The following is a 26,978-nucleotide window of genomic DNA, read 5'->3' on the forward strand; positions in this document are numbered from 1 at the left end:
TCACTGCTCCTTGTGGGAGGCGGCCTGAGAGGCCCGGGGGGACAGGGCGCGGACGGTGCGGGACGGGCTGGGGCGGCCCAGGTGCCCGGCCATCCACTCGCTCGTGGCGACAAGACGGTCCAGGTCGACTCCGGTCTCGATGCCGAGGCCCCGGAGCATCCACACCAGGTCCTCGGTGGCGAGGTTGCCGGTGGCGGACTTGGCGAACGGGCAGCCGCCGAGGCCGCCCGCGGAGGCGTCCACGGTGGTGACGCCGTGCTGGAGGGCGGCCAGGGTGTTGGCGAGGGCCTGGCCGTAGGTGTCGTGGAAGTGGACGCCGAGGGCGCCGGTGGGCACCCCGGCCTCGTTCAGCGCGGACAGCAGTGCCGTGACATGGCCGGGGGTGGCCACGCCGATCGTGTCGCCCAGGCTCAGTTCGTCGCACCCCAGGTCCATGAGGGCCCGGCAGACCCGGACCACCTGCGCCACCGGGACCGGGCCCTCCCAGGGGTCGCCGAAGCACATGGAGAGATAGCCCCGGACATGCCCGCCCTCCGTCTTCGCCCGGGACACCACCGGGGCGAACATCGCCAGCGCCTCGTCCACCGTGCGGTTGAGGTTGGCCCTGGCGAAGGACTCCGTGGCGCTGGCGAAGACGGCGACCCGGCGGGCGCCCAGCGCGAGCGCCCGCTCCAGGCCCCGTTCGTTCGGCACGAGGACCGGCAGCGCCACCGGCAACTCGCTCACCAGAGGGAACAACTGCTCCGCGTCGGCCAGTTGGGGCACCCACTTGGGGTGCACGAAGCTCGTCGCCTCGATCGTCGTCAGGCCCGCCTCGGCCAGCCGGTGGACGAACTCGGCCTTCACCGCCGTCGGCACCGTCGCCGACTCGTTCTGCAAGCCGTCGCGTGCGCCGACCTCGTGGATGCGGACCCTGGCCGGCAGCCCCGGCGCGGGTACGGCCATGGGGAGTTCCTGAGCCGTCATTCCTCGCCCTCCTCGAGCGGTGCCAGTACGGCGAGCACCTGGTCCATGGCGACCGCCGTGCCCGGGGTGACGTCCAGCTCGGCGACCGTGCCGGCGTGCGGGGCGGAGATGACGTGCTCCATCTTCATCGCCTCCACCACCAGCAGGCTCTGCCCGGCCGCCACCTCGTCGCCGACGGCCACCTTCACCACCGTCACCGTGCCGGGCATGGGCGCGGTCAGGGCGTCCGCCCCGGCGTGCGCGGCGCGGGTGAGGGAGGCGGCGACCGGGTCGTGGTCCCGCACCTGCCAGGCGTCGCCGTCCCGGCCGAGCCAGTCGCCGGAGTGGTGGAAGGTGTGCGTGACGCCGTCCAGCGTCACGGTGACGCGGTCGGCCGTGACGTGGTGCGTGCCGCGCGGGGTGTGCGTCACGGGTTCGAGTCCCGTGACGCGCAGGTCGAAGGAGACGGGCGCCGGCTGCCCGCCCATGCGCCAGCCGCTGGGCACCGAGAACGGGTCGGTCCAGCCCTCCGTGCGGGGCGCGAGCGCGTCCAGGCGTACGGCGGCGGCGGCCTCGTACACCTCCTCGGGCACCTCGGTCGGCACGAGGCCGTCGGCCTCCCGTTCCACCAGGCCCGTGTCCAGCTCGCCCGCCACCACCGCCGGGTGGGCCAGCAGCCGGCGCAGGAACCCCGCGTTGGTCGGCACGCCCAGCGTCACCGTGTCCGCCAGGGCCGCCCGCAGCCTGCGCAGCGCCGTCGCGCGGTCGGGGCCGTAGGCGATCACCTTGGACAGCATCGGGTCGTAGAGGCTGCCGACCTCCGTGCCCTCGCTGAGCCCGGAGTCGCTGCGCACCCCGTCGCCCTGCGGCTCGCGCAGCGCCAGCACCCGGCCGCCGGAGGGGAGGAATCCGCGGGAAGGGTCCTCCGCGCACAGCCGGGCCTCCACCGCGTGGCCGGTGAGGCGGATGTCCTCCTGGCGGTACCCCAGCGGCTCCCCGGCCGCCACCCGCAGCTGCCACTCGACCAGGTCGAGACCCGTGACGAACTCCGTCACCGGATGCTCCACCTGGAGGCGGGTGTTCATCTCCATGAAGTAGTACGACGACGGGTCGCCGCCGGGGACGATGAACTCCACCGTGCCCGCGCCCCGGTAGCCGCAGGAGCGGGCGGCCTGGACCGCGGCCTCGCCCATCGCCGCGCGTGTGGCCTCGTCGAGCAGGACGCTGGGCGCCTCCTCGACGATCTTCTGGTGGCGGCGCTGGAGGGAGCACTCGCGCTCGCCCAGGTGCACCACGTTCCCGTGCGCGTCGGCCATCACCTGGATCTCGATGTGTCGGGGGCGGTCGATCCAGCGTTCGACCAGGAGGGTGTCGTCGCCGAAGGAGGCGCGGGCCTCGCGGCGGGCGGCGGCGATCTCCTCCGCCAGCGCCCCGGTGTCCCGCACCAGCCGCATGCCCTTGCCGCCGCCGCCCGCGCTGGGCTTGAGCAGCACGGGAGCGCCGATCTCCCGGGCGGCGGCCGCCAGCTCCTCGTCGGTGAGCCCGGAGCCGCTGGAGCCGGGCACCACCGGGACCCCGGCCGCCCGCACCGTCTCCTTGGCGCGGATCTTGTCGCCCATCAGGGCGATCGCGTCGGCGGGCGGGCCGATGAAGACCAGCCCCGCCTCGGCGCAGGCGCGCGCGAAGCCGGCGTTCTCCGCGAGGAAGCCGTACCCCGGGTGCACCGCCCGGGCGCCGCTGCGGGCGGCGGCCTCCAGCAGCCGCTCCACCGACAGATAGCTCTCGGCTGCCGGGGCCGGGCCCAGCCGTACCGCCGTGTCGGCCTCGCGGACGTGCCGGGCGTCCGCGTCCGCGTCGGAGAAGACGGCCACCGAGCGCACGCCCAGCGCCCGCAGGGTGCGGATCACGCGGACGGCGATCTCGCCCCGGTTGGCCACCAGCACCGTGTCGAACATCGTCATGGGCGTGGTTTCGGTCGTGGTCATGGTCCCCCTCACATCCGGAAGACGCCGAAGCCGTCCGCCTTCGGCGGCAGCGGGGCGTGGGCGCACGCGGTCAGGGCCAGGCCCAGCACCTGGCGGGTCTCCAGCGGGTCGATCACGCCGTCGTCCCACAGCCGGGCCGTGGCGTAGTAGGCGTTGCCCTGCTGTTCGTACCGGTCGCGGATCGGGGCCTTGAAGGACTCCTCCGCCTCGGCCGGCCACTCCTCGCCGCGCCCCTCCAGCTGGTCCCGCTTGACCGTGGCGAGGACGGAGGCGGCCTGCTCGCCGCCCATCACCGAGATCTTGGCGTTCGGCCACATCCACAGGAAGCGGGGCGAGTACGCCCGCCCGCACATCGAATAGTTCCCCGCGCCGTACGAACCGCCGACGACGACCGTGAGTTTCGGGACGCGGGTGCAGGCGACGGCCGTGACCATCTTGGCGCCGTGCTTGGCGATGCCGCCGGCCTCGTAGTCCTTGCCGACCATGAAGCCGGAGATGTTCTGGAGGAAGAGCAGCGGGATGCCGCGCTGGTCGCACAGTTCGATGAAGTGCGCGCCCTTCTGGGCCGACTCGGAGAACAGGATGCCGTTGTTGGCGACGATGCCGACCGGGTGGCCGTGGATCCGGGCGAAGCCGGTGACCAGGGTCTGGCCGAACTCCGCCTTGAACTCCGCGAACCGCGAGCCGTCCACCACGCGGGCGATGACCTCCCGTACGTCGTACGGCGTGCGGGAGTCGACCGGCACCGCGCCGTACAGGCCGTAGGGGTCCACCTTCGGCTCGACGGCCGCGGTGACCTCCCAGGGCGGCTCGCCGCGCGCGGGGAGCGTGGAGACGATGTTCCGGACGATCCGCAGCGCGTGCGCGTCGTCCTCCGCGAGGTGGTCCGTGACGCCGGAGGTGCGGGAGTGGACCTCGCCGCCGCCCAGCTCCTCGGCGGTGACGACCTCGCCGGTGGCCGCCTTCACCAGCGGGGGGCCGCCCAGGAAGATCGTGCCCTGGCCGCGGACGATCACCGCCTCGTCGCTCATCGCCGGGACGTACGCCCCGCCGGCCGTGCAGGAGCCGAGGACCGCCGCGATCTGGGGGATGCCGGCGCCGGACATGCGGGCCTGGTTGTAGAAGATCCGTCCGAAGTGCTCGCGGTCGGGGAAGACCTCGTCCTGCATCGGCAGGAAGGCCCCGCCGGAGTCGACCAGGTAGACGCACGGCAGGCGGTTCTCCAGCGCGACCTCCTGGGCGCGCAGGTGCTTCTTGACCGTCATCGGGTAGTACGTGCCGCCCTTGACCGTGGCGTCGTTGGCGACGACCACGCACGCGCGCCCGCTGATCCGGCCGATCCCGGCGATCACCCCGGCCGCCGGGGCCTGCCCGTCGTACATCCCCTCGGCGGCCAGCGGGGCCAGCTCCAGGAAGGGGGAGCCGGGGTCGAGCAGGGTGTCCACCCTGTCCCGCGGCAGCAGCTTGCCACGCGCGGTGTGCCGGGCGCGGGCCCGCTCGCCGCCGCCCGCGCGGGCCGCGGCGAGCCGGCCGCGCAGCTCCTCGACGAGCGCGCGGTGCGCCGACTCGTTGGCCCGCCAGGCCGCCGACGCGGGGTCCGCCGCGCTGGTCAGCTCCGGTGCCTGTTGCATCCTGCGGTCCCCTCACGTGTTAATGAGCGTTAACGCACTCCGTCCAGGTTAACGACCGCTAACGTGGATGTCTAGAATTGTTTTCATGGCCACGAGAACCGACGCCCCGACCCGCCGCGAGCAGATCCTCAAGGAGGCCGCGCGCCTCTTCGCCGAACGCGGGTTCCACGGCGTGGGCGTCGACGAGATAGGTGCGGCGGTCGGCATCAGCGGACCCGGGCTCTACCGGCACTTCGCGGGCAAGGACGCGATGCTGGCGGAGCTGCTGGTCGGGATCAGCGGACAGCTGCTGACCGGCGGCCGGCGGCGGGCGGCCGAGGCGGCCGGCGATCCCGGGGCGGTGCTGGACTCGCTCATCGAGGGCCACATCGACTTCGCGCTCGACGACCGTCCGCTCATCACTCTGCACGACCGCGAGCTGGACCGCTTGCGCGACAGTGACCGCAAGCTGGTGCGGCAGCTTCAGCGGCAGTACGTGGAGCTGTGGGTGGAGGTGCTGCGGGAGGTGTACCCCGGGCTCCTGGAGCCGGTCGCGCGGGCGGCGGTCCACGCGGTGTTCGGCCTGCTGAACAGCACGCCGCATCTGGGTCGTCGTGGCGCCCTGCCGGGGCGCGCCGCGACGGCGTCGCTGCTGCGGGACATGGCCCGCGGCGCGTTCGCCTCGGCGGCGGGCTGAGCGGGGGGGCGCCTTATAGCTCGGGGGCTTCTGCGGTTCGGCGGGTGCGGGTGCGTCGTGGTTGATCGCGCCCACGCGGCGGAGCCGCACATTGACACAGCCCCGCGCCCCTTAAAAGCAGGGGGCGCCCCCTGGCTTTGAGGGGCGCGGGGAACTGCGCGAGAAGCCCCACCGGCCCGCGGCCGACGACGTACCCGGGGGTGCAGGGGGCGGAGCCCCCGCTGGGGTCGAAGGGGCGGAGCCCCTGGGGATGGGAAGGGTAAGGGCGGCGGGGGCGAGGCACCGTACACAATGGGGGCATGCCGATACCCGGGACGCCCCCCAGCCGCGCCGACCTCGTCGATCACCTCGTCCGCACCCGCATCGCGGGCGACGTCGCCACCCCCCGCGAGAACAACCTCTCCCACTACCGCAAGCTGGCCAACGGCGACCGCAACTTCTGGCTCGGCCTGGAGCTCGGCGACCGCTGGACCGACGAGCAGGACGTCCTCGCGGTCATGGCGGAACGCGTCGGCGTCAACGACGACCCCGAGTACCGCTACGGCCAGGACACCATCGACCCCGACCTCACCGTCGACGCCCTCGACCGCATGGCCGCCCGCCTCCGCAAGGCCGCCGACGGCCGTCAGCGCGTCCTGTTCGCCACCGGCCACCCCGGCGGCCTCCTGGACGTCCACCGCGCCACCGCCGCCGCCCTGCGCGCCGCCGGCTGCGACATCGTCGTGATCCCGGAGGGCCTCCAGACCGACGAGGGCTACGTCTGGCAGCTCGCCGACGTCGCCGTCCTGGAACACGGCGCCAGCCTCTGGCACACCCACTCGGGTGAACCCATGCGGGCGATCCTCCAGGGCCTGGAGCGCGACGGCGACCCGGCACCCGACCTCGTCGTCGCCGACCACGGCTGGGCCGGCCGCGCCGCCCAGGACGGCGTCGACGCGATCGGCTACGCCGACTGCAACGACCCCGCCCTCTTCCTCGCCGAGTCCGAGGGCACGCTCCAGGTGGCCGTCCCCCTCGACGACCACGTCACGAGCCCCCGCCACTACGACCCGATGACGGCCTACCTCCTGGACCAGGCGGGACTGCTCGGCTGACGGTGGCGGGAGGGGCTGAACCCCGTCCTCACGGCCACGGGTTCAGCCCCTCCGCCCGCCGCTGGGCGAACCCCGGCGTCGGGTCCAGGTACACCCGGCTCACGGAGGGGACCGCCGCCCGCAGCCGCTGCTCCGCCTGCTCGCACGCCCATTCGATCTGGGCCGCCGTCGACACGTCCCGGAAGTCGACCTTCGCCGCCACCAGCGCCTCCTTCGGCCCCTGCACCAGCGTCGTCAGCTCCAGTACGGCCTCGATGTGCTCCACCGCCACCAGCTCCGCCCGGATCCGCTCCCGCACGGACCGCGGCAGCGGACGCCCGATCAGCAGTTCGGCGTTGGACCGGCCGAGCACCCAGGCGACGTACAGCAGCAGCGCGCCGATGCACAGCGAGGCGACGCCGTCCCACACCCCGGAGCCGGTGAGCTGCCCGCCCAGCAGGCCGCCCGCCGCGAGCAGCAGGCCGATCAGGGCCGCCGAGTCCTCCATGACCACCGCCTTGACCGCGGTGTCGCTGGTGCGCCGCAGATAGCGCCCGAAGGGGACCCTCAGCCTGGCCGCCTCCCCGCGCGCCTGGCGCACCGCCGTGCGCAGCGAGAAGCCCTCCAGGACGAAGGCGACGGCGAGCACGATGTACGAGGCCAGCGGGTCGCCCAGTTCCTCGCCCGACGTCAGGGTGTGGATGCCGTCGTACAGGGAGAAGACCGCGCCGCCGACGAACGTGGCGACGGCGGCGAGCAGGGCCCAGATGTAGCGCTCGGGGCCGTAGCCGAGCGGATGTTCCTCGTCGGCGGGTTTCGCGCTGCGTTTGAGCGCGGTGAGCAGCAGTACCTCGGTGACGGTGTCGGCGACCGAGTGCGCGGCCTCCGACAGCATCGCGCTGGAGCCGCTGATCAGCCCCGCGACGGCCTTGGCCACCGCGATGCCGAGATTGGCGAGGGCGGCGACGACCACCGTGAAGGTGCTCTCGCCGCCGCCGTCCTGTTGGCCGGTGTCCTCAGCCGGTTCCGGTTCCGTGTCCGTGTGCGCCATGCATGTCAGTGTTCCCGCGGAACGCGGACCACGCCTTCCTGGATCACCGATATCGCCAGACTGCCGTCCTGGGTGTGGATGCGGGCCTGGCCGAGACCGCGGCCCCCGGAGGCCGACGGCGACTCCTGGTCGTACAGCAGCCACTCGTCGGCGCGGAACGGCCGGTGGAACCACATCGCGTGGTCGAGCGAGGCGCCGACGACGTCCCCGACGGCCCAGCCGCCCCGGCCGTGCGCGAGCAGCACGGAGTCGAGGAGGGTCATGTCGGAGACGTAGGTGGCGAGGACGACGTGCAGCAGGGGCGTGTCGATCGCGCCCTCCAGCTTGCCGTTGGTGCGGAACCACACCTGGGAGTGCGGCTCGCGCGGCTCGCCGAAGCGGCCGTACGGCGGCTCGTCGACGTAGCGCAGGTCGACCGCCTCGCGGACCTCCAGGAACCGCTCCACCACCGCCGGGTGCAGATGCTCGTACGAACGCAGCCGCTCCGCGGAGGTGGGCAGGGTCGCCGGGTCCGGGGCGGACGGCATCGGGGCCTGGTGGTCCAGCCCCTCCTCGTACACCTGGAAGGAGGCGGAGAGATGGAAGATCGGCTGTCCGTGCTGGACGGCGACCACACGGCGGGTGGTGAAGGAGCGGCCGTCGCGGATGCGGTCGACGGAGTAGACGATCGGCGCGCCCGGGTCGCCCGGCCGCAGGAAGTACGCGTGCAGGGAGTGCGCGTGCCGGTCCTCGGGGACCGTGCGGCCGGCCGCGACGAGCGCCTGCGCGGCCACCTGCCCGCCGAAGACCCGGGGGACGACGGCGGGCCGGGAGTGGCCGCGGAAGATGTCCCGCTCGATCTGCTCCAGGTCGAGCAGATCGAGCAGTGACTGAAGTGCCTGACTCATATGTCAGTTCTATCCTGCGTGTTCTCCGTGCGCGGTGCCGGGCCGGGGCCGTGGCCGGGACGGCGGTCGGGACCGGTGCCGGGGCCGGTCACAGCCCCATGTTCTTCGCGATGATCGACTTCATGATCTCGCTGGTGCCGCCGTAGATGCGGTTGACCCGGTTGTCGGCGTACAGACGGGCGATGGGGTACTCGTTCATGTAGCCGTAGCCGCCGTGGAGCTGGAGGCAGCGGTCGATGACGCGGTGGGCGACCTCGGTGCAGAACAGCTTGGCGGAGGCGGCCTCGGCGGCCGTCAGCTCTCCGGCGTCCAGGGCCTCCAGGGCGCGGTCGGCGACCGCCTCGGCGGCGTCCACCTCGGCCTGGCAGGCGGCCAGCTCGAACTTGGTGTTCTGGAAGCTGGCGACCGTCTTGCCGAAGACCGTGCGGTCCTGCACGTAACTCTTGGCGAATCGGACGGCGGCCTTGGCCTGCGCGTACGCGCCGAAGGCGATGCCCCAGCGCTCGGAGGGCAGGTTGGCGCCGAGGTAGTGGAAGCCCTTGTTCTCCTCGCCGAGCAGGTCCTCGGCCGGGACCTTGACGTCGACGAACGCGAGTTCGGCGGTGTCGGAGGTCTTCAGGCCCAGCTTGTCCAGCTTGCGGCCGACCGAGTAGCCCTCGGACGTGGTGTCCACGGCGAAGAGGGAGATGCCGAAGCGGCGGTCCTCGGCGGTGGGCGGGGCGGTGCGGGCGCAGACGATGACGCGGTCGGCGTGGACGCCGCCGGTGATGAAGGTCTTGGCGCCGTTGAGGACGTAGTGCGTGCCGTCCTCGCTGAGCTTGGCCGTGGTCTTCATGCCGGCGAGGTCGGAGCCGGTGCCCGGCTCGGTCATCGCGATCGCCCACATCTCCTCGGCGGAGACGAACTTCGGCAGGTAGCGCTTCTTCTGCTCGTCGGTGGCGAGCATCTTGATGTAGGGGAGCGCGAGCAGGACGTGCACGCCGGAGCCGCCGAAGGTCACGCCCGCGCGGGCGGTCTCCTCGTACTGGATCGCCTCGAACTTGTGGCTCTCCAGGCCGGCGCCGCCGAACTCCTCGGGCACGTTGATGCCGAAGAGGCCCAGCTCGGCGAGCTTGTAGTAGAACTCGCGGGGCACGATGCCCTGCGTGAACCACTCGTCGTACGCCGGTACGACCTCGGCCTCGATGAAGGCGCGGAGGGTCTCCCGGAACGCCTCGTGATCCTCGTTGAACACCGTACGGCGCACTGCCGCCTCCCTCGAACGTCATCTGCGCGAGCTTGTCTAAGCGCTTGCTCAGACACCAAGGTACCGACGGGTAGGGACCGGCGTCCAGGGCGGGCGGGAAGTGCGGCCGTAACGCTCGTCACGCGGGGGCCGCGCGTCCGGGGCTCCGGTTAGGGTCGTGTCCGCGCACGCCACCGTGTGCGCCCCCCGGCCGGCGGCCGTCCCGGTACCCCGGACACCGCCCGTCCGGGCAGCTCACCGCACGCAGAAAGAGGCAGCACCCCATGAGCAGCGAGACGCCCCGCGGCCCCGTCGACTCCTCCCGCGTCCCCCGGTACGCGGGCCCGGCGACCTTCGCCCGGCTGCCCCGGCTCGACGAGGTCGGCGGACGTGCCGACGTCGCCGTTGTGGGCGTGCCGTTCGACTCCGGCGTCTCCTACCGGCCCGGCGCCCGCTTCGGCGGCAACGCGATCCGCGAGGCGTCCCGGCTGCTGCGCCCCTACAACCCGGCGCAGGACGCCTCCCCGTTCGCCCTCGCGCAGGTCGCGGACGCCGGCGACATCGCGGTGAACCCGTTCCACATCGAGGAGGCCGTCGAGACGATCGAGGCGGCCGCCGACGAGCTGCTCGGCACCGGCGCCCGCCTGATGACCCTCGGCGGCGACCACACCATCGCGCTCCCGCTGCTGCGCTCGGTGGCGAAGAGGCACGGGCCGGTCGCGCTGCTCCACTTCGACGCCCACCTGGACACGTGGGACACGTACTTCGGCGCCGCGTACACCCACGGCACCCCGTTCCGGCGGGCCGTCGAGGAGGGCATCCTCGACACCTCCGCCCTCTCCCATGTCGGCACGCGCGGCCCGCTCTACGGCAAGCAGGACCTCACCGACGACGAGAAGATGGGCTTCGGCATCGTCACCTCGGCGGACGTCTACCGGCGCGGCGCGGACGAGGTCGCCGACCAGCTCAGGCAGCGCATCGGCGACCGTCCCCTCTACGTCTCCATCGACATCGACTGCCTCGACCCCGCCCACGCCCCGGGCACCGGCACCCCGGAGGCGGGCGGCATGACCTCCCGCGAACTCCTGGAGATCCTGCGCGGCCTGGCCCCCTGCAACCTGGTCTCCGCGGACGTCGTCGAGGTCGCCCCCGCGTACGACCACGCCGAGATCACGTCGGTCGCCGCGTCCCACACGGCGTACGAGCTGACGACGCTGATGACGCGGGGGATCGCGGGGGAGCGGGGCGACTCCGACGGGCGGTGACGCCTCGGCCCCGGTCACTCGGAGGAGTCGGGGCAGGGCGTGCGGCCGCCGTGCCGGCGCCTACCAGATCGACTCGACCCACTCCGGGTGGTCGATGAACGGGTTGCGGTTGTGCTGGTAGGTGTCGTAGATGACGTCGTTGCGCTTCTCCTCGAAGGCGCTGGGCGGGTCCTGCTCGTTCCACGCCTTGAGGACCGAGAGCTTGCCGATGTACGGGGCGCTGCCGTTGTCGATCTTCTCGTCGGGCTCCAGGTCGGCGAAGCCGTCGTCGCCCTCGTAGCGCACGGCCATGTAGAGGATCATGCGGGCGACGTCGCCCTTGTCCGTGTCGCGCGGCTCGAAGGAGTCGGAGTCCACGCGGCTGCCGCCGCCGTTGGTGACCGTGCTGCCGCCGTTGTCGAAGTCCAGGTTGCCGCGGACGCCGTTGACCTGGACGTCGGCGGGGCGCAGGTGGTGAAGGTCGGTGCCGGGGCCGGTCGCGGTGCCGAAGTCGCCGTGGGACTTGGCCCAGGTGTGCTCGCGGTTCCAGTCGCCGACGTCCCCGCCGTTGAGGGACTTGCTGCGCGAGACACCGCTGTACAGCAGGATCACGTTGTTGCTGTTGTTCGGGTCCTGGTCGGTGACCTTCAGCGCGTTCCAGACCGCGGAGTACGAGATCTTGGTCTGGCTGCTGATGATCGTGTGGAGGGCCGACTTCAGGCTGCTGCCGGTCTTGCCGACGGCGTTCTTGTAGTACGTCGAGTCGTACGGGCTCGTGGTGGCTGCCGTGGCCGTCGCGGTCGTCGTCGCGGTGACCGCGGTGGGGGAGGCCGGTGTCGCGGAGGCCGGGGCCGCGGTCAGGGCGGGGGCGGTGAGGCCGGCCAGAACGGTGGCCGTGGCCCAGGCCACCGCCTTGCGGTGGATGCGTGCTGCCGTCATGTGGGGGGTCCCCTTCTACGCGGGTTGAACGGGGGCGGCAGACGGGAGCGTGACATGAACATGTGAACGTGTAAAGGGTGCGCGGGAGCCGGCGGGCGAAGCGTCGGCATCGGCGCGGTGGCGCGGCTGACGGCGCCTCAGGCGCGGTCCCGCGAGCTACTGGTGGCCGCCCCGGCGTCGTACGTCCAGAACGGCCGTACGAGCAGGGCGCCGCCCAGGACGAGCACCATGCACACCACGGCCGCGCCGGACCAGGCGACCGTGAGGGAGGCCGCGGCGGCCGTCGTACCGGCGCGCAGGTCGCCCAGCCGGGGGCCGCCCGCCACCACCACGGTGAACACGCCCTGGAGCCGGCCCCGCAGCCGGTCGGGCGCGTACGTTTGCAGCATCGTCTGCCGGTAGACGGCGCTGACCAGGTCCGCGGCCCCGGCCAGCGCGAGCAGCGCGACCGCCGTCCACAGGCTGCGCGTGAACCCGGCGGCGGCGACGGCCGCCGCCCAGACGACGACCGCGAGGGTGAGCGCCACGCCCTGGCGCCGCACCCGGCCGATCCACCCGCTGAACAGCCCTGCCGCGAGCGAGCCGAGGGCGATCGCCGCGTACAGCGGGCCCACGCCGCCGTGGAACCGCTCGGCGGCGGCCTGCGGGAACAGGGCCTCCGGGGTGGCCAGGACCATCGCCGCGATGTCCACGGCGAACGACATCAGCAGCACGGGGTTCCCGCCGAGGAACCGCAGCCCGTCGAGGACCGAACGCAGCCCGGGGCGCCCGGCGCCCGGCTCCGCGGGCGGGAGCGGGGGCAGGCGGAGGGCCGCGTACAGCGCCGCCGTGAACAGCACGCCGTCGGCCCCGTAGGCGAGGGTGAAGCCGCCGGGCAGGGCGATCAGGAGGCCGGCCAGCAGCGGCCCGAGGACCTGCCCCAGGTTGCCGGCGGTGTAGAGCAGCGCGTTGGCGGCCGGGATCTGCCCGGCCGGCACCAGCAGCGGCACGATCGCCCCGCGCACCGACGACGACACCGCGAAGCCGCCGGACTGGACGGCGACCAGGGCGAGGATCAGCGCCGGGGAACGCACGTCCAGCACGCTCTGGAGCACCAGCGCGAGCGTCACGGCCCAGGTCAGGAAGCAGGAGCCCACGTAGAGCCGGCGCCGGTCGACCGCGTCGGCGACGGCGCCGCCGTACAGCCCGAACACGACGAGGGGCGCCAGCCCCACCAGTCCGCTCAGGCCGACGACCAGCGAGGACCCGGTCAGCGCGTAGAGCTGCACCGGGACGGCGACGGAGCTGAGCATGACGCCGACGAGGGCGGCGCCCTGCCCGAGGAAGGTGCGCCGGAAGGCCGGCACGGCGAGCGGCCGGGTGTCGGCGACGGCCCGCCGCAGCAGCCCGCCGGGACCGGTGCGGCCGGTGCGCGGGCTCGCCCCGGCGGGCCCCGGCTCGGGCTCGGGCGTCTGGGGCGTGGTCGTCGACGGGGTGCGGCTCATGGCCACCACCCTCGTGGACGCGCCCCCGTACCGGCTTTCGATAAACTGTCCACTTGTGTCGCAGACCCGCCATGACCACCACCCGGGCGAGCACATCGCCCGGCACCGGCACGAGGACCACCAACTCGTCTACGTCAGCCGGGGAGTTCTGGCGGTGCGCACCGACCACGGAGCCTGGGTGGCCGGCGCCCGGCGCGCCGTCTGGGTCCCGGCCGGCACCTGGCACGAGCACCGCGTGCACGGCCACACGGAGGTGCACACCCTTCAGTTCCCCCTCGGCCGATCGCCCCTGCCCCCGGACACCCCGACCGTCATCGCCGTGCCCGCGCTGCTGCGCGAACTGCTCGTCGCGAGCACCGAGCCGGATCTGACGCCGGGGGAGCGGGACCGGCTGCGCGCGGTGATCGTCGACCGGCTGTGCCGCGCCGACGTCACCCCGCTCCAGCTCCCTCGGGCCCGCGACCCCCGCCTCGCCGACGCCTGCCGGACCGTGCTCGCCGACCTCGCCGAGCCGCGCACCCTCGCCGGGCTCGCCCGCGAGGTCGGCCTCAGCGAACGGCACCTGAGCCGGCTGTTCCGCACGGAGTTCGGCACGACGTACCCGCAGTGGCGGACCACGGCCCGGCTCTTCCACGCGATGATCGAACTCACCGACGGCGCCACGGTCACCGAGACGGCCCACCGCTGCGGCTGGTCCACCCCCAGCGCCTTCGTCCACACCTTCACCCGCACGCTGGGCCAGACCCCGGGGACGTACCGGGCGGCGGGCGCCCGCCCGCCGGAGACGGCACGATGAGTTCCGGGGCGCCGGACGGTCTCACGGTCGACCCGGAATCCGAGGAGGACCTCCGATGCGCAAGGTGACCTGCTCCATGAGCGTCTCGCTCGACGGCTACATCGTCGGGCCGGACGGGCGGTTCGACTGGTCGGTGCCCGACGAGGAGGTCTTCCGCCTCGCCACCGAGGAGGTGCGCGGGCTCGACGTCCATCTGCTGGGGCGGCGGCTGTACGAGACGATGGTGTTCTGGGAGGACGCCGACCAGAAGCCCGAACTCGACGATCTGGAACGCGAGTTCGCCGCGATCTGGAACGCACTCCCCAAGGTGGTGTTCTCCACCACGCTGGCGGAGGTCCGGGGCAACGCCCGCCTGGCCGGCGGCGGTCTGGCGGAGGAGATCGAGCGGCTGCGCGCCGAGCCGGGGGAGGGCGACCTCGCGATCGGCGGTGCGACGCTGGCCGCCGGGGCGGCGGCGCTGGGGCTGATCGACGAGTACCGGATCAGGGTCTACCCGGTACTGGTCGGTGGCGGCACACCGCTCTTCCCGAGGGACGAACGCCGGGTGGATCTCGACCTCGTCGAGACGCGTACGTTCAGCTGCGGGGTGGTGTACCTCCGCTACCGCGCGACGCGGTGACGGAACCGACGGCCGCTCCGCACGAGGCCCGGCGGGGCCGCGAGAGAAGCAGCGCGGGACCGTCCACGCGCCGGGAGTCGCGGACGGGGAGGCCGGCGGGACGCCCGTCGAGTACCTCCGGGTACGCCAGGGGCGGTTGGTCCTCGAAGTCCATCAGTGTGAGGATCCGGCTGCTGCCGTGGGCCGGGGAGGACGGCAGGCCCCGCTCCCTCGGCGACGTGCACCGCGTCGCCGGGAGCCGAGGGGACGGGAGCCGGGGCGACGGGCTCGGGTCGCTCGGTGCGGTCGCCCCTCACCCCGAACGGGGCGGCGCTCCGGCGACGACCGCGAGGGCCTGAGCCGCTTGTGCGCGGCGGATGTCCGCGACGGAGCGTCCCGTGTCGAGCAGCTCCTCGACGAGGTCGATGTGCAGCAGCGCGAGCAGCGCGTGCGCGGCGTACCCGGCGTCGGTCTCGGTGCGTGCGGGCGCGGCCTCCTGGAGCAGCCCCCGCAGGAGCGCGTGCATCCAGCGGTAGCGCTCCGACCGCAGGTTCCCGGGCGCGGCCACTTCGCGGGCGCGCATGAGGTTGCGGTTCTCCAGCTTGAAGGTGAGCACCGCGTCCAGGAACGCGACGATCCGGTCGGGCGCCGGAGTGCCCGGTCCGAGAGGCCCGGGGCCGGACTCCACGGCCGTGCGGAGCGGCTGGAACTTCGCGGCGGCCAGCGCGTCGAGAAGTCCGTCGCGGTCGCCGAACGCCCGGAACAACGTTCCCTTGCCGACGCCGGCCGCCGCCGCGATGGCGTCCATCGACACCGGCTGAGCCGTCGCGGCCTGCGCGAACAGCGCGTCCGCGGCGGCGAGCACGCCGTCGCGGGACGCCGGCGGCCGTCCCAGACGTCCACCGGCAGTTTTGGACTGACGGTCCGAAACGGTGTTACGTTGTTCTGGACTCATAGTCCGAAAGTCTAGCGGGGGTCCCACATGCGGAAGACACCCTTCACGATCTCCATCGACGACGACCGGCTGGAGGACCTGGACCGCCGACTGCGCCACACCCGCTGGCCCGACTCCCTGCCGGACATGGACTGGGCCGACGGGACCGACCTCGCCTTCCTCCGGCGCCTGACGGAGTACTGGCGGACCGACTTCGACTGGCGGGCGCGGGAGGCCGAGTTGAACGCCTTTCCGCAGTTCGTGGCGGAACTGGACGGGGTCGGCATCCACTTCATCCACCAACGCGGAGAGGGCCCCGACCCCCACCCGCTGGTGCTCACGCACGGCTGGCCCGGCACCGGGTTCGACATGGCACGGCTCATCCCCCTGCTCACCGATCCCGGCAGCCACGGCGGAGACCCGGCCGACGCCTTCGACGTCGTCGTGCCCTCGCTGCCGGGCTACGGGTTCTCGGAGCGGCCGACCCGGCCGGGGTTCGGCCCCGAGCGCGTGTCCGGGATGTGGACGCGGCTGATGACGGGGCTCGGCTACCGGCGCTTCGGCACCCAGTCCTCCGACTGGGGCGCGGCCGTCTCCATGTGGCTCGCGGCCCGCTTCCCCGAACGGGTGTCCGGGCTGCACGTGACCTTCGTCCCCGGCTTCTACCGGCCCCCGCTGGGCGCGGGGCAGCCGCCCCTGTCGGCGGAGGAGAAGGCGTTCCAGGAGACCGCCGCGGCATGGTTCGAGGCGGAGGGCGGCTACCACCGCCTCCAGTCGACGAAGCCGCAGACACCCGCGTACGCGCTGACCGACTCGCCGGCGGGGCTGGCGGCGTGGATCGTCGAGAAGGCGCGCGGCTGGAGCGACTGCGACGGCGACGTGGAGCGCGCCTTCACCATGGACGCCCTCCTCACCAACATCTCGATCTACTGGTTCACCGGCACCATCGGTTCCTCCATGCGGTTCTACCGCGAGAACGCCCTGCGCCCGAACCACTTCGAGCCCGGGGTCCGCGTCCGGCCTCCCATGGGGGTGGCGTCGTTCCCCAAGGACGTGATGCCGCCCCGCAGTTGGGTCGAGCGGGTCTTCGACGTGACGCGGTGGGAGACCATGCCCCGGGGCGGGCACCTCGGTGTCATGGAGGCACCGGAACCTCTCGCCGAGGAGATCCGCGCGTTCTTCCGCCCGCTGCGGGGGCGGCGGGCGTCCTGACCGGCGGGAAGCCGACGGGAAGCCGGCAGGGGGTCGGCAGGGGGCGGCAGGGGGCCGAGGGGATCGGTCCGGGCCGTTCGAGGGAGCCCGGGCCGTTTGAGGGAGGGGGCGGGGTGGATAAGTAGGCTGCGTGGGGCGGGAGTTGCCCAACGTGGTCGGGGGGTTACGGGTTGAGGCCGTTGATCGCTGTGGTGGGGAGCGCGGATCCGGTGCGGGTGTACGAGCCGCCGCTGGTGTCCGGGGACCGGGTCGAGGGGGCGTGCGCGGAGATCGGCGGGGCGCTCGCCGAGGCCGGGTGCGATCTCGTCGTCTACTCCAGCGAGGCGCAGTTCGTGGAGGACTGGGTCATCACCGGCTACCTCGCGCAGGGCGAGCCCGCGCCCGGGTCCATCCACGTACGGCCGCCGTACGGGAACGTCGACACGGACTTCCCGCTCCTCGACGAGCGGCCCGAACTGTACGACGTACGGCACGAGTCGGAGGAGGAGTGGGAGAGCGGCTACTACCGCTCGCTCGCCGAGGTGCACGGCGTCGTGCTGATCGGCGGCGGCCGCTCGACGCTGATCACCGGCATGGTCTGCCTCGCCTTCGGCATTCCCGTCTACGCGGCGGCGTGCTTCGGCGGGGCCGGCCGCAAGGTGTGGGACGTGATGAACAGGGTCGACCGGCACCCCACCCCCGAGGAGGTGTCGGCGATGGGCGCGGAGTGGGGGCGGGACACGGCGGCCCGACTGGTGCGGATACTGGCCGCGCAGCGGGAACGCAAGGACGAACGGCGCCGCCAGGACGCCCGCGCCGTGCGCCGCGCGGCCTGGCGCAGCGCGTTCGGCATCACGGCGGGGCTGCTGCTGCTCTGCCTGGGGCTGGGCATGATCCCGCTGACCTACGCGCTGGACGCGAGCGCCGCCGTCAACCTCACCGGGCTGATCGTCGGCGCGCTGGCCACCGGCACCTCCGGCGCCATCACCCGCAACGCCTTCGACCGCGGGGAGCACTGGGCGCGCACGGCGGCGCTCGGCATGTCGGCGGGCGCCGTCGCGTTCCTGCTCTTCGTCTCGGCCCAACTGGCCGCCTCCCCCGACATCCTGACCGGCGAGGGCGCCCGCCGCCTCCTCTTCTTCGTCCTGACGGTCGGCTTCGTCTCCGGCTTCACCTTCGACGCGGTCTACGGCCGCCTGAAACAGACCGAGCCGGGCCTGCCTCCGCCCCCGGGCCCGCCGCCCGGCCCGACGGACGGGCCGAACGGCATGTGAGCGGCGTGCGGTCCCGCCGACTCACCCGCTCAGTTCCCCTCTCGCGCGCGCAGCTTCTCGGTGAGAGCCCGGCAGATGGCGGCCGCACTGCTCGGCGAATTCATCTCGTCGTGTTCGACGACAATGTCGCGGTTGTCGATGGATCCGCCGATGTGCTGCTGCCAGTTCTCGGCGGAGAGCCTTCCGTCCGTTTTGCCGAGAGTCGCCGTGAAGAACAGGAGGTCTCCGTCGAACTTGCCGGGGGAGAATTTCTCCATGAGGCTCATGTTGTTCTTGAACACCCTCAGGACGGCCTCCGCTTCACGCTCGCCGAGACTGTCCAGGACGGACGCCGTCGCCGTCCCGGAGGACCGCGCGTGGCGGCGTAGACCGGCATCGAGATACTCGCGCAGAGCCGCTTCGTCGGATATGCGCGACTCGGCCGACTCGGGACTTCCCTCGGCGACGGGGTAGGAGTCCATGAGGGCGAGGACCGAGATCTCTTCACCCGCTTCCTGCAACTGGACCGCCATCTCGTGAGCCACCAGGCCCCCGAACGACCAGCCCAGCAGGCAGTAGGGCCCCTCCCTCTGCACGCTTCGCAACTGCTCGATGTAGTCCGCCGCCATCTCCGCGATCTGCGTCGGCAGCGGGCCCCCGCCGTCGAGCCCTCGCGCCTGGAGGCCGTACACCGGGTATTCGTGGTGCAGATGACGCGCGAATCCGAGAAATCCCCAGCTGAAGCCCGTGCCGGGGTGAACGCAGAAAATCGGTGCACGCGATCCTTCGCCGCGGATCGGGAAAAGGATGTCGTTCCGGTCCTGCTGCTGCGAGGAGAGCATGCGCGCCGCGATCCCGGCCACGGTGGGGTTCTCGAAGAGTGTGCGGATGCCTATTTCGGCGCCGAGTTCGGTGCGGATGCGTGAGACGAGGCGGGTGGCGAGGAGGGAGTGTCCGCCGAGGTGGAAGAAGCTGTCGTCGGCGCCGATGTGTTCGAGGCCGAGTATGTCGGTGAACAGGCGGGCGAGGGTCTTCTCCTGTGCGGTGGCCGGTTGGCGGCCGGCGGTGGTGGTCGTGTAGTGGGGTCGGGGCAGGGCGCGGCGGTCCAGTTTGCCGTTGCGGGTCAGGGGCAGCTCGTCCAGGATCACGACGGCGGAGGGCACCATGTGGTCGGGCAGCACGGTGCGCAGGTGTGCGCGCAGGGAGTCCGGGTCGGGGACGGTGCCCTGCTCGGGGACGACGTAGGCGGTGAGGAGTTTGTCGCCGGGGCGGTCCTCGCGGACGATCACAGCCGTCCGGGAGACCGCCGGGTGCGTACCGAGGACGGTTTCGATCTCGCCGGGCTCGATGCGGAAACCGCGGACCTTCACCTGGTCGTCCGTGCGCCCGAGATATTCGAGCCGGCCGTCGTGGTTCCAGCGGACCAGGTCCCCGGTCCGGTACATCCGTTCGCCCGCGGTCCCGAACGGGCAGGCGACGAAGCGCTCCCGCCGGCGACGCCGACGGGGACGGGGTTCAGGTGGCCGTCGAGGACGTAGGCGCGGGTGTTGTGGACGGGACGGCCGATGGGCGGGGCGGCCGTCTGCCCGGTGGCGGAGGCGTCGGACCGGGCAGGGGTGTCGTACCAGGCGGTGGCGTAGACGGTGGCCTCGGTGGGGCCGTAGATGTTGGCCACCCGGCTGCGCGGCATGGCGGTGCGGACGGCGTCGACGGTGCGGGCGGCAAGGCCCTCACCGGCCAGCACCACCAGGTCCGCGTCCAGCGGCGCGCCCTCGCGCTGGGCGAGGATGTTGCCCAGGGCTGAGGGCACCGCGCTGATCAGGCTGCCGCGCCAGCCGCCCCGGTCGAGCAGGACGAGCGCGTCCGCGACCAGGTCCACGCTGCCGCCGCTGGTCAGCGGGGCGAACAGTTCGAAGACCGAGACGTCGAAGCTGAGCGAGGTCGAGCCCAGGACCCGTGACAGACGCTGCGGGCCGATCTCGGCATGGGCCCAGGCCAGCAGGTCGCACACGCTGCGGTGCTCGATCACCACGCCCTTGGGGCGCCCGGTGGAACCGGAGGTGTAGATGACATACGCCGGGTGCCGCGGCAGCAGTGGCGCCGGCCGCTCGGCATCCGTGAGGTCGTGCTCCGCGTACTCCTGGAGGCCGGACAGCTCGTTCACGACGACCACACGCTCGGCCGGGACGGCCCCGGGCAGGCGATCGGAGACGGCACGCGCCGTCAGCACCAGCGCGGGACGAGCGTCAGCGAGCATGAAGGCGATCCGGTCGGCCGGATACGCCGGATCCACCGGCACATACGCCCCGCCCGCCTTCAGCACCGCCAGCACGGCCACCATCAGCTCGGCCGAACGCTCCATCAGCAGCGCCACGACCGACTCCGGCCCCACGCCCCGCCCGGCCAGCAGCCGCGCCAGCCGGTTCGCCCGCTGGTTCAGCTCCCGATAGGTCAGCCCGGTGCCGCCGCACATCACCGCGACCGCGTCGGGGGTCCGCGCCACCTGCGCCTCGAACAGCGCGGGCAGCGTGGTCCCCGGACGAGCGACAGCCGTGTCGTTCCACTCCACCAGCAGTCGCTCGCGCTCGGCCCCGCCGAGGACATCGACACGGCTGAGCGGCCGGTCCGGGTCGGTGCCGATCACATCGAGGACGCGGACGAGGCGCTCGGCCATCGTCTCGACCGTCTCCCGGTCGAAGAGGTCGGTGGCGTAGGTGACACGGCCGAGGAGGCCGGTGGGGCCGCCGGTGGCATCGGTCCGTTCCTCGAAGTGGATGTCGAGGTCGAACTTGGCACGGGTGTCGGCCAGGCCGAGCAGACCGGCCCGGACGCCGGGCAGGTCGAGCGCGGCCCCGGTGTTGTTCTGGAGGGCGACCATCACCTGGAACAGGGGGTGGCGGGCCAGGGACCGGGCCGGGGCGAGGTCTTCGACGAGCCGCTCGAAGGGCAGGTCCTGATGCGCGTAGGCGGCAAGGCTCCGTTCCCGCGTCCGGCGCAGCAGCTCGCTGAACGACGGGTCCCCGGACACATCGGCGCGGATCACCAGCGTGTTGACGAAGAAGCCGACCAGCTCGTCGAGGGCGTCGTCGGTGCGGCCGGCGACCGGTGTGCCGATCGGGATGTCCTGCCCCGCACCGAGTTTCGACAGCAGCAGGGCGACCGCGGAGTGCAACACCATGAACAGGGTCGCGCCCTGCCCGCGCGCGAGGTCCAGCAGCCGCTGGTGGATCTCGGCGGGAACCCGCAGCGGGACCTCGCCGCCCCCGTGGCCGGCCACCGCCGGACGCGGCCGGTCGGTGGGCAGTTCCAGTTCCTCCGGCGCACCGGCCAGGGCGGTCCGCCAGTAGCCCAGCTGCCGGGAGACCACACTGTCCGGGTCGTCCTCGGCGCCCAGGAGTTCGCGCTGCCAGAGGGTGAAGTCGGCGTACTGCACCGCCGGTGCCCGCCACCCCGGCTCACGCCCCTCGAGCCGGGCGGCGTAGGCGGTGGACAGGTCCCGGCTCAAGGGCGCCATCGACCACCCGTCCGCCGCGATGTGGTGCAGCACCAGCAACAGCACATGTTCCTCGGCGGCGACCCGGAACAGCGTGGCCCGCAGGGGCGGTTCACCGCTCAGGTCGAAGGCGTGGGCCGCCTCCTCGCGCAGCATCCCGGCCAGCTCCGCCTCCGCGGCCACCCTCACCGGCACGTCGAGCGGGAAGGAGCCGGGGTCCAGGATGCGCTGGCGGGGCCGGCCGTCCGCGGAGGGGAACACCGTCCGCAGCACCTCGTGGCGCACCACCACATCGCGCACCGCCCGCTCCAGCGCCACCGGGTCCACACCACCCGTCAGCCGGAGCGCCACGGGGATGTTGTAGGTCGCGTTCGGGCCCTCCAGCTCGCCCAGGAACCACAGACGACGCTGCGCGAACGACAGCGGCACCACCTGCGGCCGCACACCCGCGGTCAGAGCGGGCCGCGCCGCACCCGCACCGCCCAGCACACCGGCGATCCCGGCCACGGTGGGGTTCTCGAAGAGTGTGCGGATGCCTATTTCGACGTCCAGTTCGGTGCGGATGCGTGAGACGAGGCGGGTGGCGAGGAGGGAGTGTCCGCCGAGGTGGAAGAAGTTGTCGTCGGCGCCGATGTGTTCGAGGCCGAGTATGTCGGTGAACAGGCGGGCGAGGGCCTTCTCCTGTGCGGTGGCCGGTTGGCGGCTCGCGGTGGTGGTCGTGTAGCGGGGCTGGGGCAGGGCGCGGCGGTCCAGTTTGCCGTTGCCGGTCAGGGGCAGCTCGTCCAGGATCACGACGGCGGAGGGCACCATGTGGTCGGGCAGCACGGTGCGCAGATGCGCGCGCAGGGAGTCCGGGTCGGGGACGGCGCCCCGGCCGGGAACGGCGTAGGCGACCAGACGTTTGTCGCCGGGGCGGTCCTCGCGCACGACGACGGCCGACTGACCGACCGTCGGGTGCGTACCGAGGGCCGCTTCGATCTCGCCCGGCTCGATGCGGAAACCGCGGACCTTCACCTGGTCGTCCGTGCGTCCAAGATATTCGAGCCGGCCGTCGTGGTTCCAGCGGACCAGGTCCCCGGTCCGGTACATCCGTTCGCCCGCGGTCCCGAACGGGCAGGCGACGAAGCGCTCCGCGAGGCCGTCACCGGCGATGTAGAGCTGGCCGGGCACGCCGGTGGGGACGGGCCGCAAGGCGTCGTCGAGGACGTAGAGCCGGGTGTTCGTCAGGGGGCGGCCGATGGGCACGACCGTGTCCGGGACCTCGTCGGTGTCGTGCAGCGGGTGGACGGCGGCGAAGACGGTGGTCTCGGTGGGGCCGTACCCGTTGGACACGATGATGCCGGGGCAGGACCGCAGGACGCTGCGGGCCGCGGCCGGCGAGACGATGTCACCGCCTGCCATCACCTCGCGCACGCCCCGGAAGCAGGCCGGGTCCTCCTCGGCCAGCACCCGGAACAGGCCGGCGGTGACGAACAGGCCGGTCACGTCCTGCGCGGCGATGACCGCGGCCAGACCGGCGGCGTCCAGCCGGCCGGGCGGGGCCACCACGATCCGGCCGCCGTTCAGCAACGGCGTCCAGATCTCGAAGGTGGAGGCGTCGAAGGCGTACGGGGCGTGCATCAGCACCCGCTCGTGCCGGCCCGCACGCCAGTACGGGTCGGACGCCAGACGCACCACGTCGCGGTGCGTCACGGCCACGCCCTTCGGGGTGCCCGTCGAGCCGGAGGTGTACATCACGTACACCAACTGCCGCGCGTCCACCGCCACTCCGGTGCCGGCGCCGGTCTCCGCGTCGGCGTCGGCACCGCCGATGTCACCGTCACCGACCGGGAGCACCGGCACGTCGACGGTGAAGCCGATGTCCTGCCGCTCCCGGTCGGTCAGCAACGCCGTCGCCTCGGTGTCGCGCACGATGAACTCGGAACGCACCGCGGGCTGGTTCGGATCGATCGGCACGTACACACCGCCGGCCTTCGACACCGCCAGCGTCGACACCACCAAGCCCACGGAACGCGTCTGGAGGACCGCGACACGGCTCTCCGGCCCCACCCCCAGCCGGACGAGCCGGCGCGCCAGCCGGTTCGCCCGTTCGTCCAGCTCCCGATAGGTGATCCGGGTGCTGTCGCACACCACTGCGACGGCGTCGGGGGTGCGGGCGGCCTGTGCCTCGAACAGGGTGTGGACGGCCTGTCCGGAGGGGTAGTCGGCAGTCGTGTCGTTCCACTCCACCAGCAGCCGCTCACGCTCGGCCTCACCCAGCAGCTCGGCAGAACCCACCGATCGCGTCGGGTCTTCCGTCATGGCCCACAGGAGGCGGAGGAACCGCTCCCCGTGCACCCGCAGGTCCCGCGCGTCGTAGAGTGCCGGGTTCGCGACGACGTCCAGTCGCATGCCCTGTCCGGCCTGCCGCTCGTACATGATGAACGACAGGTCCTCGATGGGGCCGTTGCTGAGGTTGTGGGTGGTCGACGGCGCTCCGGCGAACCGCAGATCGTAGTCGAAGGCCATGATGTTGGCCTGCGGCTCGGCCAGTCCCCGAGTCTCACCGACAGCGCCGATGAGCCGGCGCATGTCCTCCTGGCGAAAACGCTGATGGCGCAGCGCCTCGCGGGCCGTCCCGCCCGTCTGCCGGATCAGTGCGTCCAGACCCAGGCCGGGGTGTACGGAGAGCCTGAGCGGCAGCACGTTCGCGAGCATCCCGGGCGTGGCACGGGCCGTCCGGCCCACGCGGCCCGTGACGGGCATGCCGATGACGAGGTCGTCCGCCCCGGTGAGACGGTGGGTGAGGGCCGCCGTGGCGGCCAGGACCATGACCGACCAACTGACCTTCAGGCCGCGGGCCGTGGCGCGCAGGGCCGCCACCCGCTCGGGCGGGAGATCGATGGAATGGCGCAGGTCACCAGGGGAGGCGGGGGCGAACCGGCCGGCCAGGCTCACGGGGTCGGGGCGGTCGGCCAGCTTCCCGGCCCAGTAGGCGCGGTCGTCGGCGTACTGGCCGGAGGCGCGGTATTCCGCCTCTTCCGCGACGAGGCTCCGCAGCGGAGGAAAGGCACCGTCGGCGTCCGGCTCCCGGCCCTCGGCCAGGGCGGTGTAGACGTCGGCCACCCGGGAGGCGACGAGATGGGCGGTGTAACCGTCCACCAGGCTGTGATGGGACTGCTGGTACCAGTAATAGCGGTCCGGGGCGATGCGGAAGAGCGCCTGTGTGAAGCTGGGCCCCTGCTCCAGGTCGTAGACGCGGGCCATGTCGGAGCGCATCCAGCGCCGCGCCGCCGCGGCCGGGTCGGCCTCCGCGCCGACGTCGGGGAGGTGCAACGGCCAGTCCCCGAACGGCTCGACGGTCTGGCGCATGCCGTCCTCGTCCACCGCCAGGCGCAGCCGGTAGGCGTCGCACTCGGCGATCACGCGGCGTAACGCGGCCTCGAACAGCGCCTCGTCGACGGGACCGTGTATCTCGATGTATTCGGCTATCTGGTAGGCGGGGCTCGCCGGGTCCAGTTGCTGGGCGAGCCATACGCCCGACTGTCCGGCGAGCAGGGAGAGGTTTTCAGCCCGGGAATCCAACACGACGCAGTTCTCCGATTCGACGTACATCCGCCAGGAACACGTGCTGAGGCTTTCCTGGGCGGTCGCCTGTCCGGCGGCCGCAGTGCCAACAGCCCGCTACTTCTTGTGAAATGCGCATGCCTGCGGACCGAGGTGTACCGAGGCATGGCGGTGCGGACGCACCAACGGTCGGTTTCGTCCGCGCGTTGTCCGGAGGCGGTCAGGCGCCGGCGGGTCCTTCTTCCCCCATGGCGGCGACAAGGCTCTTGGGACGCATGTCCGTCCAGGACGCCTCGATGTGATCCGAGCACTCCTGGCGCCTGGCGGGCCCGAAGACGGTTCGCCAGCCGGCCGGCACCTCGGCCGGGGCCGGCCAGAGCGAGTGCTGGCCCTCGTCGTTCACCAGGACCGTGTAATCGGCATTCTGGTCTTCGAACGGGTTCGTCATCACTTCAACCTTTACCGAGCATGGGCACGGCAGTACCGTCCCGATTTCTGAGATGTCCGGTGTATGGAACTCGAACGGCCTTGACGGACCGTTGGATTCGAGGACAGCGGCGGTCGTCGCGCCGCGTCGCTTCAGGAAGGGAGACTCGCTGAGCCTCCGGCACATGGTGGCCGAACAATCCTGACCCGTGGGTCAGAGCACTTGTTCAGGAATCGAAACCAGTGAATGGCAGAGTCAATACCCGTGCCGTGCATACCAGTTCTCTCTGCATCATCGGGCGACTGATAGGCCCTGGCGTGACGCGAACTGATGATCAGACTAGCAGAGGCCTGTGGGCACGTAATGCGCGCTGGCCCATGCGCACAGCGCCGCACGAAAGTCACTGAGCCGGCCGCTCTCCGTGACGGGCCCGCGAGTTGCGGCACGCCCCCGGCCCGGGCGCGCACGCCGGGCCCTTCTCGCAAGGAACAATGCACGCGTCGGTCTCCCGTGCGTCACCCGCGCGCCCTACCGTGACGCGCATGCGCCTGAGAAACGTCCTCGCCGTCCTCGCCGCGGGTCTCTCGGCGGCCGCCTGCCTCACCGCCGCCGGGCCCGCCTCCGCCGACGTCGCCCACAGCCATGAAGGAAACGCCTGTGCGCCGAGCGTCTCCCTCGCCGGGTTCTCCGATGTCCTCGACAAGACGTCGTACGACGGGACCTACGTCGGGAACTTCTCCGCCCTCGCGCGGGACCGGGACGGGGCGCTCGTCGCGCTGTCCGACCGGTCCTCGCTGTTCCGGCTGGACCCGAGGACCTACCGGCCCGAGGGTGTCGTCGCGCTCGCCGACGAGAGCGGGGCCGCGCTCGACTCCGAGGGGGTCGTCGTCGACCGGGACGGCACCCGGCTGGTGACCTCCGAGGTCGAGCCCTCCGTGCGGCGCTACTCCCGGGACGGGCGGCTGCTCGGGCGGCTGCCCGTGCCCGGCTCCCTCCAGGTCGCCCCGGCCGGGCGGGCCACCGCCAACGGCACGTTCGAAGGGCTCACCCTGCTCCCCGACGGCCGTACCCTCGTCGCCTCCATGGAGTACGCGCTCGACGGCGACAGCGCCGGCATCGTCCGCCTCCAGACCTGGCGGCGGCACGGCACGCAGTGGCGGCTCGGCCCGCAGTACGGCTACCGCGCCGACGACGGGCTCGGCGTCCCGGAGATCACCGCCACCCCCGACGGCCGCCTCCTCGTCCTGGAGCGCGGCTTCACCTCCGGCGTCGGCAACACCGTTCGCCTCCAGCTCGCCGATCTGCGGCAGGCCACGGACACCAGTGCGATCGAGAACCTGACCGGGCAGCGCGGCGTACGCCTGGCCAAGAAGACCCCGCTCGCCGATCTCGTCGACTGCCCCTCCCTCGGCGCCACCGCCAAGCAGCCCCAGCCCAACCCCCTCCTCGACAACATCGAGGGCATGGCCGTCACCGGCCACGACCACCGCACCGGCCGCCTGGACGTCCTCCTCGTCAGCGACGACAACCAGAACGCCGCGCAGACCACCCGCTTCTACCGGCTGGCCGTGCGCACCCCGAAGCGGTAGCGGGTCCTACG

The 26,978-nt window shown here is 72.5% G+C and carries 20 protein-coding genes; 8 read left to right on the forward strand and 12 right to left on the reverse strand.

Annotation, left to right across the window (positions count from 1 at the left end; genetic code table 11):
- Genes IO29_RS09490 through IO29_RS09500 form a run of 3 tightly spaced genes read right to left on the reverse strand, consistent with a single transcriptional unit; the run spans window position 1 to window position 4,561 of the window.
- Window positions 1-966, reverse strand: a complete 966-nt coding sequence (locus tag IO29_RS09490) for a hydroxymethylglutaryl-CoA lyase (RefSeq protein WP_030379851.1) — start codon at window positions 964-966, stop codon at window positions 1-3.
- Entirely contained in the window at window positions 963-2,900 is a 1,938-nt protein-coding gene (locus tag IO29_RS09495) for an acetyl/propionyl/methylcrotonyl-CoA carboxylase subunit alpha (protein ID WP_030379852.1), read from the reverse strand. The genes IO29_RS09490 and IO29_RS09495 overlap by 4 nt, the downstream gene beginning before the upstream one ends.
- A 38-nt stretch (window positions 2,901-2,938) precedes the next feature.
- Window positions 2,939-4,561, reverse strand: coding sequence for a carboxyl transferase domain-containing protein (locus IO29_RS09500; RefSeq protein WP_030379853.1), 1,623 nt, complete (start codon window positions 4,559-4,561; stop codon window positions 2,939-2,941).
- 85 nt (window positions 4,562-4,646) lie between these two features.
- Here IO29_RS09500 and IO29_RS09505 point away from each other — a divergent pair, with 85 nt between their 5' ends.
- Together IO29_RS09505 and IO29_RS09510 are read left to right on the forward strand one after the other, a co-directional pair.
- Window positions 4,647-5,237: an SACE_7040 family transcriptional regulator gene (locus IO29_RS09505; RefSeq protein WP_030379854.1), complete on the forward strand. Its 591-nt coding sequence runs from the start codon at window positions 4,647-4,649 to the stop codon at window positions 5,235-5,237.
- 299 nt (window positions 5,238-5,536) lie between these two features.
- Complete coding sequence (locus tag IO29_RS09510; RefSeq protein WP_030379855.1) at window positions 5,537-6,331, forward strand: phosphatase; 795 nt, start codon at window positions 5,537-5,539, stop codon at window positions 6,329-6,331.
- Window positions 6,332-6,359: 28 nt separating this feature from the next.
- Here the strand turns inward: IO29_RS09510 and IO29_RS09515 are convergent, their stop codons facing one another.
- The 3 genes from IO29_RS09515 to IO29_RS09525 all read right to left on the reverse strand — a co-directional run bounded on the left by IO29_RS09515 (window position 6,360) and on the right by IO29_RS09525 (window position 9,494).
- Window positions 6,360-7,361 carry a cation diffusion facilitator family transporter gene (locus tag IO29_RS09515; protein WP_030379856.1) on the reverse strand — a complete coding sequence of 334 codons (1,002 nt, stop codon included), beginning with the start codon at window positions 7,359-7,361 and terminating at the stop codon, window positions 6,360-6,362.
- A gap of 5 nt (window positions 7,362-7,366) precedes the next feature.
- Entirely contained in the window at window positions 7,367-8,248 is an 882-nt protein-coding gene (locus tag IO29_RS09520; protein ID WP_030379857.1) for an acyl-CoA thioesterase, read from the reverse strand.
- Window positions 8,249-8,336: 88 nt separating this feature from the next.
- Window positions 8,337-9,494, reverse strand: coding sequence for an acyl-CoA dehydrogenase family protein (locus IO29_RS09525; RefSeq protein ID WP_030379858.1), 1,158 nt, complete (start codon window positions 9,492-9,494; stop codon window positions 8,337-8,339).
- A gap of 263 nt (window positions 9,495-9,757) precedes the next feature.
- On the opposite strand from IO29_RS09525, the gene speB reads away from it, so the two are divergent.
- Window positions 9,758-10,738, forward strand: a complete 981-nt coding sequence (gene speB / locus IO29_RS09530; RefSeq protein ID WP_030379859.1) for an agmatinase — start codon at window positions 9,758-9,760, stop codon at window positions 10,736-10,738.
- A gap of 60 nt (window positions 10,739-10,798) precedes the next feature.
- Here the strand turns inward: speB and IO29_RS09535 are convergent, their stop codons facing one another.
- A complete protein-coding gene (locus IO29_RS09535; protein WP_030379860.1) occupies window positions 10,799-11,656 on the reverse strand; it encodes an endonuclease I family protein in 858 nt (285 codons plus the stop codon).
- Between the two features lie 137 nt (window positions 11,657-11,793).
- On the reverse strand, window positions 11,794-13,140 hold the full coding sequence (locus tag IO29_RS09540; RefSeq protein ID WP_234307515.1) for an MFS transporter: 1,347 nt from the start codon (window positions 13,138-13,140) through the stop codon (window positions 11,794-11,796).
- A gap of 55 nt (window positions 13,141-13,195) precedes the next feature.
- Between IO29_RS09540 and IO29_RS09545 the strand changes: the two genes are divergently transcribed.
- On the forward strand, window positions 13,196-13,936 hold the full coding sequence (locus IO29_RS09545; RefSeq protein ID WP_030993959.1) for an AraC family transcriptional regulator: 741 nt from the start codon (window positions 13,196-13,198) through the stop codon (window positions 13,934-13,936).
- Window positions 13,937-13,991: 55 nt separating this feature from the next.
- Window positions 13,992-14,555, forward strand: coding sequence for a dihydrofolate reductase family protein (locus IO29_RS09550; protein WP_030379863.1), 564 nt, complete (start codon window positions 13,992-13,994; stop codon window positions 14,553-14,555).
- A gap of 292 nt (window positions 14,556-14,847) precedes the next feature.
- Here IO29_RS09550 and IO29_RS09555 read toward each other — a convergent pair whose 3' ends face one another.
- Window positions 14,848-15,399 (reverse strand): TetR/AcrR family transcriptional regulator, encoded by a 552-nt coding sequence (locus IO29_RS09555; RefSeq protein WP_234307516.1) that lies wholly within the window; start codon window positions 15,397-15,399, stop codon window positions 14,848-14,850.
- Window positions 15,400-15,516: 117 nt separating this feature from the next.
- On the opposite strand from IO29_RS09555, the gene IO29_RS09560 reads away from it, so the two are divergent.
- Window positions 15,517-16,680 carry an epoxide hydrolase family protein gene (locus tag IO29_RS09560; protein WP_030379865.1) on the forward strand — a complete coding sequence of 388 codons (1,164 nt, stop codon included), beginning with the start codon at window positions 15,517-15,519 and terminating at the stop codon, window positions 16,678-16,680.
- 188 nt (window positions 16,681-16,868) lie between these two features.
- On the forward strand, window positions 16,869-17,933 hold the full coding sequence (locus IO29_RS09565; RefSeq protein WP_234307523.1) for a hypothetical protein: 1,065 nt from the start codon (window positions 16,869-16,871) through the stop codon (window positions 17,931-17,933).
- A 29-nt stretch (window positions 17,934-17,962) separates the two neighbouring features.
- Here the strand turns inward: IO29_RS09565 and IO29_RS39980 are convergent, their stop codons facing one another.
- The 3 genes from IO29_RS39980 to IO29_RS09575 all read right to left on the reverse strand — a co-directional run bounded on the left by IO29_RS39980 (window position 17,963) and on the right by IO29_RS09575 (window position 25,399).
- Window positions 17,963-19,357 carry an alpha/beta fold hydrolase gene (locus IO29_RS39980; protein ID WP_078618281.1) on the reverse strand — a complete coding sequence of 465 codons (1,395 nt, stop codon included), beginning with the start codon at window positions 19,355-19,357 and terminating at the stop codon, window positions 17,963-17,965.
- Window positions 19,279-24,972, reverse strand: a complete 5,694-nt coding sequence (locus IO29_RS09570) for a non-ribosomal peptide synthetase (protein WP_159072899.1) — start codon at window positions 24,970-24,972, stop codon at window positions 19,279-19,281. Before IO29_RS09570 ends, IO29_RS39980 begins: the two co-directional genes overlap by 79 nt.
- A gap of 199 nt (window positions 24,973-25,171) precedes the next feature.
- On the reverse strand, window positions 25,172-25,399 hold the full coding sequence (locus IO29_RS09575; RefSeq protein ID WP_030379867.1) for an MbtH family protein: 228 nt from the start codon (window positions 25,397-25,399) through the stop codon (window positions 25,172-25,174).
- 521 nt (window positions 25,400-25,920) lie between these two features.
- Here IO29_RS09575 and IO29_RS09580 point away from each other — a divergent pair.
- Entirely contained in the window at window positions 25,921-26,967 is a 1,047-nt protein-coding gene (locus IO29_RS09580; RefSeq protein ID WP_030379868.1) for an esterase-like activity of phytase family protein, read from the forward strand.
- Window positions 26,968-26,978: the final 11 nt, after the last annotated feature.

The organism is Streptomyces sp. NRRL F-6676 (assembly GCF_000725625.1).
GTDB lineage: Bacteria > Actinomycetota > Actinomycetes > Streptomycetales > Streptomycetaceae > Streptomyces.

Excerpts from the sequence above, each read along its gene's own strand:
- IO29_RS09495 (WP_030379852.1), bottom strand. The coding sequence starts at position 2,900 with ATGTTCGACACGGTGCTGGTGGCCAACCGGGGCGAGATCGCCGTCCGC.
- IO29_RS09515 (WP_030379856.1), bottom strand. The coding sequence starts at position 7,361 with ATGGCGCACACGGACACGGAACCGGAACCGGCTGAGGACACCGGCCAA.
- IO29_RS09560 (WP_030379865.1), top strand. The coding sequence starts at position 15,517 with ATGCGGAAGACACCCTTCACGATCTCCATCGACGACGACCGGCTGGAG.
- speB (WP_030379859.1), top strand. The coding sequence starts at position 9,758 with ATGAGCAGCGAGACGCCCCGCGGCCCCGTCGACTCCTCCCGCGTCCCC.
- IO29_RS09505 (WP_030379854.1), top strand. The coding sequence starts at position 4,647 with ATGGCCACGAGAACCGACGCCCCGACCCGCCGCGAGCAGATCCTCAAG.
- IO29_RS09550 (WP_030379863.1), top strand. The coding sequence starts at position 13,992 with ATGCGCAAGGTGACCTGCTCCATGAGCGTCTCGCTCGACGGCTACATC.
- IO29_RS09540 (WP_234307515.1), bottom strand. The coding sequence starts at position 13,140 with ATGAGCCGCACCCCGTCGACGACCACGCCCCAGACGCCCGAGCCCGAG.
- IO29_RS09510 (WP_030379855.1), top strand. The coding sequence starts at position 5,537 with ATGCCGATACCCGGGACGCCCCCCAGCCGCGCCGACCTCGTCGATCAC.
- IO29_RS39980 (WP_078618281.1), bottom strand. The coding sequence starts at position 19,357 with ATGTACCGGACCGGGGACCTGGTCCGCTGGAACCACGACGGCCGGCTC.
- IO29_RS09575 (WP_030379867.1), bottom strand. The coding sequence starts at position 25,399 with ATGACGAACCCGTTCGAAGACCAGAATGCCGATTACACGGTCCTGGTG.
- IO29_RS09520 (WP_030379857.1), bottom strand. The coding sequence starts at position 8,248 with ATGAGTCAGGCACTTCAGTCACTGCTCGATCTGCTCGACCTGGAGCAG.
- IO29_RS09580 (WP_030379868.1), top strand. The coding sequence starts at position 25,921 with ATGCGCCTGAGAAACGTCCTCGCCGTCCTCGCCGCGGGTCTCTCGGCG.
- IO29_RS09490 (WP_030379851.1), bottom strand. The coding sequence starts at position 966 with ATGACGGCTCAGGAACTCCCCATGGCCGTACCCGCGCCGGGGCTGCCG.
- IO29_RS09535 (WP_030379860.1), bottom strand. The coding sequence starts at position 11,656 with ATGACGGCAGCACGCATCCACCGCAAGGCGGTGGCCTGGGCCACGGCC.
- IO29_RS09500 (WP_030379853.1), bottom strand. The coding sequence starts at position 4,561 with ATGCAACAGGCACCGGAGCTGACCAGCGCGGCGGACCCCGCGTCGGCG.